Annotated in this window: 13 protein-coding genes; 7 read left to right on the forward strand and 6 right to left on the reverse strand. The window is 68.6% G+C overall.

Features of this window, described 5'->3' with window-relative positions; all coding sequences use genetic code 11:
- Positions 1 to 33 precede the first annotated feature (33 nt).
- From M1M07_RS22725 to M1M07_RS22735, 3 genes are all read right to left on the reverse strand, one after another.
- Positions 34 to 726 carry a TMEM165/GDT1 family protein gene (locus M1M07_RS22725; RefSeq protein ID WP_197252967.1) on the reverse strand — a complete coding sequence of 231 codons (693 nt, stop codon included), beginning with the start codon at positions 724 to 726 and terminating at the stop codon, positions 34 to 36.
- A gap of 266 nt (positions 727 to 992) precedes the next feature.
- On the reverse strand, positions 993 to 1520 hold the full coding sequence (locus tag M1M07_RS22730) for a peptidase (RefSeq protein ID WP_197252966.1): 528 nt from the start codon (positions 1518 to 1520) through the stop codon (positions 993 to 995).
- A gap of 191 nt (positions 1521 to 1711) precedes the next feature.
- Positions 1712 to 2335 carry a superoxide dismutase gene (locus tag M1M07_RS22735; protein WP_068164327.1) on the reverse strand — a complete coding sequence of 208 codons (624 nt, stop codon included), beginning with the start codon at positions 2333 to 2335 and terminating at the stop codon, positions 1712 to 1714.
- Between the two features lie 234 nt (positions 2336 to 2569).
- Between M1M07_RS22735 and M1M07_RS22740 the strand changes: the two genes are divergently transcribed.
- The 3 genes from M1M07_RS22740 (at position 2570) to M1M07_RS22750 (ending at position 5134) form a co-directional block, all read left to right on the forward strand.
- Positions 2570 to 3724, forward strand: a complete 1155-nt coding sequence (locus M1M07_RS22740; protein ID WP_197252964.1) for an acyltransferase — start codon at positions 2570 to 2572, stop codon at positions 3722 to 3724.
- A 10-nt stretch (positions 3725 to 3734) separates the two neighbouring features.
- Positions 3735 to 4403 carry a peptide-methionine (S)-S-oxide reductase MsrA gene (msrA, locus tag M1M07_RS22745; RefSeq protein ID WP_197252963.1) on the forward strand — a complete coding sequence of 223 codons (669 nt, stop codon included), beginning with the start codon at positions 3735 to 3737 and terminating at the stop codon, positions 4401 to 4403.
- Positions 4404 to 4603: 200 nt separating this feature from the next.
- The gene (locus M1M07_RS22750; protein ID WP_248675602.1) at positions 4604 to 5134 is read left to right on the forward strand and encodes a hypothetical protein; all 531 of its coding nucleotides are present in this window, start codon (positions 4604 to 4606) and stop codon (positions 5132 to 5134) included.
- Between the two features lie 75 nt (positions 5135 to 5209).
- Here M1M07_RS22750 and M1M07_RS22755 read toward each other — a convergent pair whose 3' ends face one another.
- A complete protein-coding gene (locus M1M07_RS22755; RefSeq protein ID WP_197252961.1) occupies positions 5210 to 6139 on the reverse strand; it encodes an LLM class F420-dependent oxidoreductase in 930 nt (309 codons plus the stop codon).
- A gap of 355 nt (positions 6140 to 6494) precedes the next feature.
- Between M1M07_RS22755 and M1M07_RS22760 the strand changes: the two genes are divergently transcribed.
- Genes M1M07_RS22760 through M1M07_RS22775 form a run of 4 tightly spaced genes read left to right on the forward strand, consistent with a single transcriptional unit; the run spans position 6495 to position 9612 of the window.
- Entirely contained in the window at positions 6495 to 6836 is a 342-nt protein-coding gene (locus M1M07_RS22760; RefSeq protein ID WP_197252960.1) for a rhodanese-like domain-containing protein, read from the forward strand.
- On the forward strand, positions 6836 to 7912 hold the full coding sequence (locus M1M07_RS22765; protein ID WP_248675603.1) for a DUF4328 domain-containing protein: 1077 nt from the start codon (positions 6836 to 6838) through the stop codon (positions 7910 to 7912). Before M1M07_RS22760 ends, M1M07_RS22765 begins: the two co-directional genes overlap by 1 nt.
- Positions 7909 to 8682, forward strand: a complete 774-nt coding sequence (locus tag M1M07_RS22770; protein ID WP_197250022.1) for a glycerophosphodiester phosphodiesterase family protein — start codon at positions 7909 to 7911, stop codon at positions 8680 to 8682. Before M1M07_RS22765 ends, M1M07_RS22770 begins: the two co-directional genes overlap by 4 nt.
- Before the next feature lie 9 nt (positions 8683 to 8691).
- Positions 8692 to 9612: a DUF5926 family protein gene (locus tag M1M07_RS22775; RefSeq protein WP_197250021.1), complete on the forward strand. Its 921-nt coding sequence runs from the start codon at positions 8692 to 8694 to the stop codon at positions 9610 to 9612.
- 113 nt (positions 9613 to 9725) lie between these two features.
- On the opposite strand, the gene M1M07_RS22780 is transcribed toward M1M07_RS22775, so the two are convergent.
- Both M1M07_RS22780 and M1M07_RS22785 read right to left on the reverse strand, forming a co-directional pair.
- Positions 9726 to 10280, reverse strand: coding sequence for a ferritin (locus tag M1M07_RS22780; RefSeq protein WP_197250020.1), 555 nt, complete (start codon positions 10278 to 10280; stop codon positions 9726 to 9728).
- Positions 10281 to 10401: 121 nt separating this feature from the next.
- Positions 10402 to 11384: LCP family protein (locus tag M1M07_RS22785; protein ID WP_248675604.1), on the reverse strand; the 983-nt coding region annotated here is incomplete at its 5' end.

An 11384-nucleotide genomic window follows, 5' to 3' on the forward strand; every position in this document is an offset into this window, starting at 1 on the left:
CAGCGGACGGTCCAGGGGAAGGGAGGGGTGCTACTACTTGACGGGCACGCGCGGCGCCTCCACCGCGCGACGGCGGACCGCGACGGCGCGGACGCCGGCGGCAATGACGGCGAGTGCGAGCGTCGCGCCACCGGCGACGAATCCGGCCGGGGTCTCGGGGGCCAGGCCCTCACCGAGCATCCAGGCGCCGAAGGCGAAGAACAACGCCGCGGCACCGAACTTGATCGCGTTCTCCGGCAGGTGCTTGCCGAGCAGCGCGCCGACGACCACGGCGAGTGCGTCGGCCGCGACCATGCCGACGGTCGATCCGATCCACACACCGGCCCAGTTGTTGTCGGCGGCCAGCGTGATGGTGGCCAGCATGGTCTTGTCGCCGAGTTCGGCGAGGAAGAAGGCGGAGGTGACGGCCAGGAACGCGGACCGGGTCACGCGCGCGGCCTTGTTCTGCTCCTCCTCGTCGAGGGAATCGCCGCGCAGGGTCCACAGGCCGAAGAACACGAAGGCGACACCGCCGACGATCGCGAGGGCGGTGGACGGGATCGCGACCCCGAGATAGTGGCCGACGGCGACCGAGACGAGGTGCACGGCGGTGGTGGCGGCGAGGATGCCGGACAGGACGACCCACCAGCGATAGCGCAGCGCGAAGGTCATCGCCATGAGCTGGGACTTGTCGCCGAGTTCGGCGACGAAGATGACTGCGAAACTCAGGGCGATTGCGGTGATCATCGGGTTCGTTTCCTCCTGTCCGAATGGAGGAAACGGGCTTCCTCCGGACGCCGACGCGGGGTGCGTCGACGACCGAAGGTCTCGCCCACCGGAATCGAGGGATCCGGTTCACCCGGCCGGGCCGGAACCCCGAGGTGCCGTGCCAGTGTGTCGACCGAGCGATTGGGGGCTACTCCCCTTCGCTTCGGCAACGATAGCGTGTCGGCAACGAAATCGCAAAGGGCACACTAAGTTTGGCGACCCGAACTCGAGGATGTGGGCGACGGTCACGCCGCGAGCAGCATGGCCAGAATCGCGGTGTCGGGGTCGCTGTTGGGATCCACGCCGACCCTGCTGACCAGCGACGTCACCGTGCCATCGGCCTCGGCCTCCACCCACGCGGCCCGGTGCTCGAGCCCCAGGTGCGGCAGACCCGGCAGCAGGACGCACCCCGACGCGACGCCCACGTTCTCGGGCAGCGACGGTGTCGTCTCCGACGGCGGGTGCAGCATGATCAGTGCCGGCGGTTGATGCTCCGCGAACCGTCCCGGTTCGACGGCCTCCTCGCCGAGCACCGGCCCTTCGGCGACCACCAGCCCGACCGTGCCCGGCGCCGGATCGTCCGGAAGTTCCTCGCGTACCCCGAAGACGGTGGATGTGGGCAGCAGGCCCGGGAGCGAGGCCACCCGTACCGTCATCGCCAGCAGCTGGGTCCACTCGCGGGTGGTCTCGGGCCAGCGTCCCGAGACGACGAAACCGCGCAGGGATCCGGCGGCCTGGAAGGCGGCGAGTTCGATTCTTTCGTGTCCGTTCATCCCGCAACCTCCCCATGTCGAAGTTGTGTCGGCGCGCAGCGCCACCGCTACACCTCGTTGGGTATATGAGAAGAATGACCGGATCCCGGCTGGCACACAAGGGGGACGGAGTGCCAGGACCGCGGCCCGCGGACACGAAAGAGGGACGCCGGATCTCCGGCGTCCCTCTTTGCGCAGCGTGTGCGGGGTGACTAGACGATCAGACCGGCGGTCTGGGTGCGGGCGCGCTCGAAGCGGGCCTGCACGTCCGCCCAGTTGACGATGTTCCAGAAGGCCTTGACGTAGTCGGCCTTGACGTTCTGGTACTGCAGGTAGAAGGCGTGCTCCCACATGTCGAGCATGAGCAGCGGAACCAGGCCGATGGAGATGTTGCCCTGCTGATCGTAGAGCTGCACGATCTGCAGGCGCTGACCGATGGAATCCCAGGCCAGGATGGACCAGCCGGAGCCCTGGATGGAGTTCGCGTTGGCCGAGAAGTGATCGCGGAACTTGTCGAACGAACCGAAAGCGTCGTCGATGGCGGCGGCGAGCTCACCCTCCGGCTTGTCGCCACCCTCGGGCGAGAGGTTCTGCCAGAACACCGAGTGGTTGGTGTGGCCACCGAGGTGGAACGCGAGGTCCTTCTCGAGCTTGGTGGCCTGCGCGGCCATCGTGCCGTTGTCGCGGGCCTCGGCCAGCTTCTCCAGGGCCGTGTTGGCGCCGGCGACGTAGGTCGCGTGGTGCTTGCTGTGGTGCAGCTCCATGATCTTGGCGGAGATGTGCGGTTCGAGGGCCGCGTAGTCGTAGGGCAGTTCCGGAAGCGTGTACTCAGCCACGAAGGGTCCCTTCATCTGCGGGCCTGTTGGGCCCGTTCATGTTTTCGATACTTCTGGGTTTCCACCCAAACTCATAAGTACACCCTGCGCAACACTGGCCTGCACGCGGTTCCGGCATATCCGGCGCGCCGCCGTCGAGGGCTGTTGGGCGGATCGGCACGGGACAAAGGTCTCTACCTGCGCAGATGGGGGCCGGATTCGGCACGACAGTAAACCGGACATTAACATTGCCGGATGTTTCGGCCACTCCCGAGCGACACGGCACGCGGCGGCGAAGCGCCTCGGGTCGAGTTCCCGGGCGTGAATCTGCTGAAGACACTCGCCGTACTCGCCGTCGTGTACTCGCACATCTCGTTCTATCTGATCGACGACCTCGGCACCGGCTGGTGGGGGATCGACCTCGTCTACGACGTGCTCGTCGACGGCGCGAAACTCAACCAGCACCTGTCGTTCCTCGGCGTCGCCGCCTTCATGATGCTGACCGGGATGCTCATCACCCGATCCGCGATCCGGCAGGACGCCCGCCCGTTCCTCATCGCCCGCGGCGCCCGGCTGCTGCCCGGATTCTGGGTCGCGATCCTCGCTGCGATCGTGCTCGTGCGTCTCGGCATCAACGGCATGTTCAGCGGGCAGACCGGCATCACCAACGGCGAGGCGGTGCTCAGCTTCTTCCTGGGCGGGTTCTTCCTGAAACCCGAGGTCGCGGTGCTCGGCGTGACCTGGACCCTCGCGGTGCAGGTGACGTTCTACCTCTACTGCGTGCTCGCGCGACCCCTGCTCCGAGCCGCGCCGATCGCGATGCCGACCCTCGGCGCCGCGGTGTGCATGCTGGTGATCTTCTACAACCTGTACGTCCCGCAGCCGTACGCGGTGCCGTTCCTGTCGAAGATCGCCGCGACCCTCCCGTGCGTCTTCCTCGGGCAGATCATCTACCTGGGGTGGGCGCGGCTGACGGGCGCCCGCGGACTCATCCTCGCGATGCTCGCGCAGGTGATGGTCGTCTGGATCGCCACCGACTACCAGGTGTACTGGGCCGGTTCCCGCTACCTGTGGACGATCGTCGTGGTCACCGCGACCGTCGTGTTGCTCGCCCGCTACGACGGCCGGATCGCCCGCTCCCGGATCGTGTACTGGACCGCGACCCGCAGCTTCGCGATCTACCTCCTGCACACGCTGGTGCTGTACCGCGTGTACGAGAACACCGTCGGGCACCTCGGCCGTACCGGGGCCGTCCTCGCGTTCGTTGTGGTGTGCGCGCTCGTCTCCGAGGCGCTCTACCGCTGCGTGGAGGTGCCGGCCGGACGCTGGATCACCGATCGGTGGATCCGCCGCGTCCCGGCGGCCGACGGCGTGAGCGCGACCCCCGCCCACAGCGAATCCCACGCGTAGCATCGGGACCATGTCCTGGTTCGACGAGATCCTCTCCCAAAAGGCCGCCAAATCCGTGATGGTCACCCGCGAGCAGGCACTGCCCGGACGACCCGACCCCATGCCCGTGCCCGACGCCCACTACGTCAACGGCCACCGCCTCACCCCGCCGTTCCCGGACGGTATGCAGACCGCCGTCGTCGGCATGGGGTGTTTCTGGGGAGCCGAGAAGGAATTCTGGGAACTCGACGGCGTGTACTCGACCGCCGCCGGCTATGCGGGCGGCTACACCCCCAACCCCACCTACGAGGAGGTCTGCTCGGGCCGCACCGGGCACACCGAGGTGGTTCTCGTCGTGTTCGACCCGGAAGTGATCGGATACGCGCAGATCCTGCAACAGTTCTGGGAGAACCACGACCCGACGCAGGGCATGCGGCAGGGCAACGACCACGGCACCCAGTACCGGTCCGCGATCTACACGTTCGACGAATCGCAGATCGAGATCGCCGAGGCCACCGCGGAATCGTTCGGCAAGCGTCTGGCCGCTGCCGGATACGGCGCGATCACCACCGAGATCGCCCCGTTGACCCAGTTCTACTACGCCGAGGACTACCACCAGCAGTACCTGGCGAAGAACCCGAACGGCTACTGCCCGGTCCACGCGACCGGCGTCAGCTGCCCCGTCGGTCTCGGACTCTGACGATCCCCTCGGGACCTCGGGAGTCGGCCCTCGCACAGTCGCCTCGCGTGTGATATAAGGCCCATCCCCTTGCTCTTACCGGTCCGGCGGATCAATCTGGAATGAGCGAACTAGGGGGAAGGACCGGACTCGACATGGTGAACAGCACGGCGGCCTATCTACGAACGGCACGCCGATCCTCTCGACGCCGTAATCCTCTCGTGCGCCGCACCGATCGCATCGAGGCGCGGTTGACGGCCCTGCTCGCATTCCTCGTGGTCGCGATGATCCCGTTGGCGATATGGGCCGGGGCCGCAACCTGGGACACACAACTCGCGGTGTCAGCGCAGCAGACCGCGGAACGCACCCTGGTGACAGCAACGACCGCGGGTACTCCGACGACCGTCGCCGCCACCTACGGAGACTACGGAGTGTCCGACTCCGCGACGGTCCAGGCGTCGTGGCCGTGGGGCCGGGAGACACGGAACGGCACCATCCAGGTCGACTCCACCACCGCACCCGGCAGCCAGGTGCCGGTCTGGGTCGACGCCGACGGCAACCAGTCGCTGCCGCCGATGAGTGCCACGAGTGCCAAGGTATCCGCGGTGCTGGTGGGCGTGTCCGCGTGGGTCGGGACGGCGCTCGTCGCCGGTGGACTGTTCGCCGTCGCCCGCTGGCGCCTCGATCTCGCACGGACCCGCCAGTGGAGCCGGGACATCGAAATCTTCCTCGGCTCCACCAGCAGCCACTGACCTACCGGTGCCTCCCGTGAGCGGAGCTCCGGTGTTACCCGTGAGCGAAGCTCCGGTGCCTCCCGTGAGCGAAGCTCAGCGCACCGCCGGGAGCACTTCCTGCGCGACCAGCTCGAGGTGGTCGAGATCCGCGAGGTCGAGAACCTGCAGGTAGATCCGCTGCGTACCGATCTCGGCGTAGCGTCCGATCTTCTCGACGACCTCGGCCGGGGTGCCGGCCAGCCCGTTCTCACGCAGCTCGTCGACCTCACGCCCGATGCGCGCGGCGCGGCGCGCGATCTCGTTCTCGTCGCGACCGCAGCACAGCACCAGCGCGTTCGACCACACCATCTCCGCGGGGTCGCGGTTCACGGCTCGGCACGCGTTCCGCACCCGCTCGAACAGCCGCGCGGACTCCTCCGCCGACTCGAACGGGACGTTGAACTCGTCGGCGAAGCGGGCCGCGAGTGCAGGGGTGCGGCGCTTGCCCTTGCCGCCGATGATGATCGGCGGACCCGGACGCTGCGCGGGTTTCGCCAGAGCAGGCGATTCGAGGATCCGGTGGTGGGCGCCCTCGTACGAGAACGTCTTGCCGACCGGGGTCTCCCACAGGCCGGTGATCACGGAGAGGGATTCCTCGAGCTTGTCGAAACGCTCCTGCAGGGGCGGGAACGGGATGCCGTACGCGAGGTGCTCCTCCTCGTACCACCCGGCGCCGAGCCCGAAGTCGACGCGCCCGCCGCTCATGGCGTCGACCTGCGCGACGGTGATCGCGAGGGGTCCCGGATGCCGGAACGTCGCGGACGTGACGAGGGTGCCGAGCCGGATCGTCGAGGTTTCCCTGGCCAGCCCGGCCAGCGTGATCCACGCGTCGGTGGGGCCGGGCAGGCCCTTGCTGTTCATTGCGAGATAGTGGTCGGATCGGAAGAACGCGGCGTAGCCGAGCCGTTCGGCCGTCTGCGCGACGGCGAGGAGATCGGCGTAGGTGGCGCCCTGCTGGGGTTCGGTGAAGATCCGTAGTTCCATGGCCACGATCCTTTCAGTTCCGCGTGTACGTACGCGCGGCAGTTTCGAGTGCGCGCACCGCGCGGCGGGCGCGCGCTCGCGGGTGATGGGAGGTGCCGGTGCGGCGCACGATGATTCGGACATGTCGAGGGACGGAGTGCGAAATGTGCTCGGCCCGAGCGAGGTAGGAGCTGTGAGTTACTCCGAAAACTGGGGATGAACCTGTGGAAACTGTGGATAACTCCGTCGCCGTGGGGATTTCGTCATCGGTTCTGGTCGGGAATGTGGCCGGCCTGTAACAACTGTGTGACGCAACGGTGATGTCGCGCCGATCCGACGGCTGCGTCCCCGGAAGACGCGTGCCACTATTGACGATGTGAGCTTCTCCGATGTTCCCACCGTGTCGGTCGACGACGTCCCGGAGATCGGGGACGGCGTGGTGCTGTTGGATGTGCGCGAAGCCGACGAATGGGATCTCGGTCATGCCCCGGGCGCGCTCCACATCCCGGTCGCCGATGTACCCGCCAGGATCGAGGACATCGACATCGACGCCGAGGTCTACGTCGTGTGCCGTCAGGGCGGCCGATCCGTGGGCGTCGTCGCGTACCTCAACAACATCGGGTTCGATGCGTTCCAGGTGAACGGCGGCATGGTGGCCTGGCAGCGCACCGGACGACCCCTGACCGCCGACGGCGACACTCCGGCGAAGATCTATTGATGCCCGCCTTCCAGATCTGCGTCCGTTGCGAACACCGCTGGCCGGTGGTGGGGCAGCCGCGCCAATGGTGCCCCGGCTGCCGCGGGCTGCTGCTCTCGCCCGTGGACCCGCAGCGTCCGGTGCCGCCGGCGCGCCGCAACTTCCGTTGGGTCGCCATCCCCTCCGCAGCCGGCACGCCGCCCGAGGCGCAGCCTCGCACGGGTGGGGCCGCGGCGCTTGGTCCCACGCCCCGCTACGACGACGTGCCGCGATGGGGTCTGCGTGACCGTCGCGCGGTCACCACCGTCGACGAACCGACCCGCGCCGAGAAGCTCGCCGAGATCGCCCCGACGCTCCTCGTCGCGACCGCGGTGCTGTTCGCGCTCGCGGCCCTCGCCGAAGCCGTCCGCTACGGGCTGCTGCTGTTCAACCGCACCCGCTTGGTCGATCCCGTCGCGCTGGCGCTGTCCGACGCCGCCGTCGGCTCCACCCAGGTGGTCGCGCCGCTGGTCGCGCTCGCGGCCGTCGTCGCAGCCGGGCTGCGGCTGGTCCGGGTGCGCGAGCGCGTGTACGCGGCACGCGGGTCGTCGGATCCGCGACCGCCCGCGCTGATCGTGCTGGGCTGCGTGATCCCGCTGGTCAACCTCGCGCTGCCGGGGGTGTACCTCACCGAGATCGCCGACGACGCCGGCCCGCGGCTGCGTCGCGCCGTCCGCACCTGGTGGATCCTGTGGGTCCTCGGCGGGGTGCTGGTCGTCGTGACTCTGCTGTGGCGGCAGCGCGACGCCCTGCAGGCCCGCGCCGACGGCGTCGTCCTGTCCGCGGTGACCGCCGCGGTCGCCGCGCTTGTCGCGGTCGCTGCACTGCACGTGCTGCGGTTGTTCGACGGCACCGACCTGCGCGGACGGCCGCTGAAGTACCGGCAGCTCACGGTCGCGACCGGTCCGGCGCACTCGCCGATCGCCCCGATCGAACCGGCCGGGCGGCGGTTCGATCCCCAGGAACCGGTTCTCGAGGAACCGGTCGAGGCCCCCGAGACCACCGAGACCACGGAGTCGGCAGAGCAGCGGGAACACGCGAAGGTGGTGACGTCGTGAGCGAGAGCGAAAGGCCCCGCGTCGTCGCGCACCGGGGCGCGTCCGCAGCCAAACCCGAACACACCCTCGCCGCCTACGAGCTGGCGTTGCATGAGGGCGCCGACGGACTCGAATGCGACGTGCGGCTCACCCGCGACGGGCACCTGGTGTGCATCCACGACCGCACCATCGACCGCACGTCGTCGGGCACCGGCGTGGTCAGCGAGATGACGCTCGCCGAGCTGTCGGCCTTCGACTACGGCAAGCCCGGCGAACCGGCGTCGCTGCTGACCCTGCGGCAGCTCCTCGAACTCGTCCTGGACTGGACGAGCGTGCCGGTCAAGCTCTTCGTCGAGACGAAACACCCCGTGCGCTACGGCGGACTCGTCGAAGCGAAACTGCTGGCCGAGCTCGCGCGGTTCGGCCTCGCCACCCCGGCCTCCGCGGATTTCTCGCGGGTGGTGGTGATGTCGTTCGCGGCGAGCGCGGTGTGGCGGATCCGCCGGTCCGCGCCGCTGCTGCCCACCGTGCTGCTCGGCGACACCTCGCACTACCTGGGGGGCGGCGCCGCGACCACGGTCGGGGCGACCGCGATCGGGCCGTCGATCGCGACGCTGCGCGAGCACCGGGACCTCGTGGACCGGGCTGCGGCGGCAGGTCGCGCGACCTACTGCTGGACGGTCGACGATCCGGCGGATGTGGAACTGTGCCGCGCGCTCGGCGTCGGCTGGGTCGCCACCAACCATCCGGGGCGCACCAAGCAGCTACTGGCGGTGCAGGACGGCGTGTAGGTTGGCGCGGTGGCCAAGAAGAGCAAGAGAAACAGTGGACCCAAGCCCGGCAGCAACCGCGCCGCCAAGCTCGAGCAGCGTCGCCTCGAACGTGAGGCGGCGTCGTCCTCGGTGATCCGTCCCTTCGAGGGTCTGGCCGCCGAATGCGACCTCGTCGCGCTGCGCGAGTTCGTGCCGTCGGCGCTCGTCGAACTGCCGCTGGTAACGCCCGTCGAGGGTCGCAGCCTCACCCTCGCGACGGTGCTGCCCGGCGCGGTCGCCGCGCTGGTCCGCAACGAGGGCGACGACGTCGCCGCCTACGTCGGTCTGCAGCTGGCCGCACCCGGACCGGACCCGGCCGCCGACCTCGGTGCCGCGATCGAGTGGGCACGGACCGCCGAGCCCGGCACCTCGCTGCAGGCCGCCGGGGCCGACGCCGACACCCCGCGCCTGCAGGATCTCGTCGTCGCCGACGCGGTTCCGACGATCACCGTCCACCAGGACTTCAACTGGTGGATCCCGGAGGGCGTCGAGGTCGCGGCGGACGTCGCGCACACCGTCTCGCACGCCAACGACGCGATCATGCCGTCGGCGCGGCTGTCCGGTGACGGACTCGTCGCTGCCTGGTGGGTCGACGCCGGCGAGAAGGCGCACCTGCGGTGGGTGCGGCCCGAGGACGAGGACGCACTGATGGCGGCGCTGTCGCGGGTGCACGCCGCGGGCGGTCTGAACCTGGGTGAGGGATCGCGGTTCGCGGGATCGTTCCGCACGCACGGCCTGCTGGTTCCGGTGTTCGACCTGGATCCGGAGAAGCACCCCGACGAGTGGGTCGCGGCGACCGTCGAGTTGGGTGCCCGCCTCGACGAGGCGCTGGCCGTCGACGCACCGCTCACCGCGGCGGAGCGTCGTTCGCGGGACGGCCTGCGCGGCCGCCAGGTCACCCTGCGCTGATACTGGGGTCGGGCTGATACTGCAGTCGGGCTGATACTGCTCCGAAACGACGCCGTCCGGCAGACCCGAATCGGTCTGCCGGACGGTGGCGTTTCCGCGTGAACCCGGCGAATTCAGAGGTTGCCGCCGGCCGCAGCCGGAGCGTTCACCGGCGGGGCCGCGACCTTGCTGTGGATCTCGCGGGCCACGAAGTCCTCGATGTGGAACAGGTTGTCCCCGGCGCGGTCGGCGACGGTGAGCAGCGTGTTCATGGTCGCGACCTCTTCGACCTGCTCCTTGAGGAACCACTGCATGAACTGCTCGCCGAGGTAGTCGCCGTCGTCGCGCGCGGTGCGGGCGAGCTCGACGATCTGCTCGGTGACCTTCTGCTCCTGCGACAGCGCGAGGGCGATGGCCTCGCGGGCGCTGTCGAACATCGACTGCACGGCGTCGACACCCGTCAGGTCGACCGCCATGTCCCGGTCCAGGAAGTACTGGACGATCATCATCGCGTGATTGCGCTCTTCGACGGACTGGGCGTAGAAGAGCTTGGCCAGCTGCGGCAGATCGGCATTGTCGAAGAAAACCGCGATCGCGATGTACTGATGCGAGGCGGTGAATTCGTTGCGGATCTGGTCATGAAGCAGCGAATGGAACTTGCTCTTGTTCATCGCACCCATGGTCGTCATGACAACGACGTTAGTGCAGGTCAGAGGCTCGCGCATCCAATGGGAGCCTACGCTTATCAAGATCAGTATTGCCTTTGCTAGGTAATATGAGGCAAGCCTGAGTTGATTCCGAACCCATTTGTCAAGGGGTCGGCGAAAGCAATTCTGGAGGTATGGACCGGTCTTCCGCAAGGTATTCGAAGAATGGAATTGCCCGCTCACGGTCCCACAACAGGACGTTGCCGGAACCGTCGACATCCTCGAAACCGCCGACCGGCACCGTCGCGGTCACCGTCTCCCCGCGCATCGCCCACGCCAGGCGCGCCAGGTTCCACAGATGTGTGCCGTCGTCGACCTCGAGGGTCGCGGTCGCCCCCGAGGCGAGCGACCACAACCGGAACGGATTGAGCATCGTGCCGAGCCCCGTTGCCTTGCTCAGCAGGGCCGACATGAACAGGCGCTGATTGTTCATGCGATCCAGGTCGGCGAGGGGCGTCGCGCGGGTGCGGACGAACCCGAGCGCCTCGGGGCCGGACAGTTCCTGGCAGCCGGGTTGCAGGTTGATCCCGGCCAGCGGGTCGTCGATCGGGTACGGCACGCAGATGTCGACGCCGCCGAGCGCGTCGACGATCGATGCGAACCCGCCGAACCCGATCTCGACGTAGTGGTCGATGTGCACACCGGTCGCACCCTCGACGGTCTGCGTCAGCAGTGTCGGGCCGCCGACCGCGAACGACGCGTTCAGCTTGTCCTGCCCGTATCCGGGGATCGACACGTACGAGTCGCGGGGCAGGCTCACCATCGTCGTGGCGCCTCCGCCCTCCGGCACGTGCACGAGGATGATCGTGTCGGTGCGCTCGGGCCCGACGTCACCACCGGTGGCCAGTTCCTGTTCCTGTTCGGCGGTCAGCCCGGTGCGGCTGTCCGATCCGACGAGCAGCCAGTTCGTGCCGGGTGTATCCGCGACCCGGTCCGGATAGGCCGCGAGCGCGTCGATGCGGGTGAGCTTGCCGTCGAGGTGGACCACCCCCGCGATCGTCAGGACGAGCAGCGCGACCACCGCGAGGGCGATGCGTCGCGTCCACCGGCGGAAGGCTCCGGGCCGGCGCCTGCGCGGGGCGGGTT

The sequence above is a fragment of the Rhodococcus sp. HM1 genome (assembly GCF_023218075.1).
In the GTDB taxonomy this organism is placed as follows: Bacteria; Actinomycetota; Actinomycetes; order Mycobacteriales; family Mycobacteriaceae; genus Rhodococcus.

Coding starts and splice junctions, on each gene's coding strand:
- M1M07_RS22725 (WP_197252967.1), bottom strand. CDS start 726: ATGATCACCGCAATCGCCCTGAGTTTCGCAGTCATCTTCGTCGCCGAA.
- M1M07_RS22730 (WP_197252966.1), bottom strand. CDS start 1,520: ATGAACGGACACGAAAGAATCGAACTCGCCGCCTTCCAGGCCGCCGGA.
- M1M07_RS22740 (WP_197252964.1), top strand. CDS start 2,570: ATGTTTCGGCCACTCCCGAGCGACACGGCACGCGGCGGCGAAGCGCCT.
- msrA (WP_197252963.1), top strand. CDS start 3,735: ATGTCCTGGTTCGACGAGATCCTCTCCCAAAAGGCCGCCAAATCCGTG.
- M1M07_RS22755 (WP_197252961.1), bottom strand. CDS start 6,139: ATGGAACTACGGATCTTCACCGAACCCCAGCAGGGCGCCACCTACGCC.
- M1M07_RS22765 (WP_248675603.1), top strand. CDS start 6,836: ATGCCCGCCTTCCAGATCTGCGTCCGTTGCGAACACCGCTGGCCGGTG.
- M1M07_RS22780 (WP_197250020.1), bottom strand. CDS start 10,280: ATGACGACCATGGGTGCGATGAACAAGAGCAAGTTCCATTCGCTGCTT.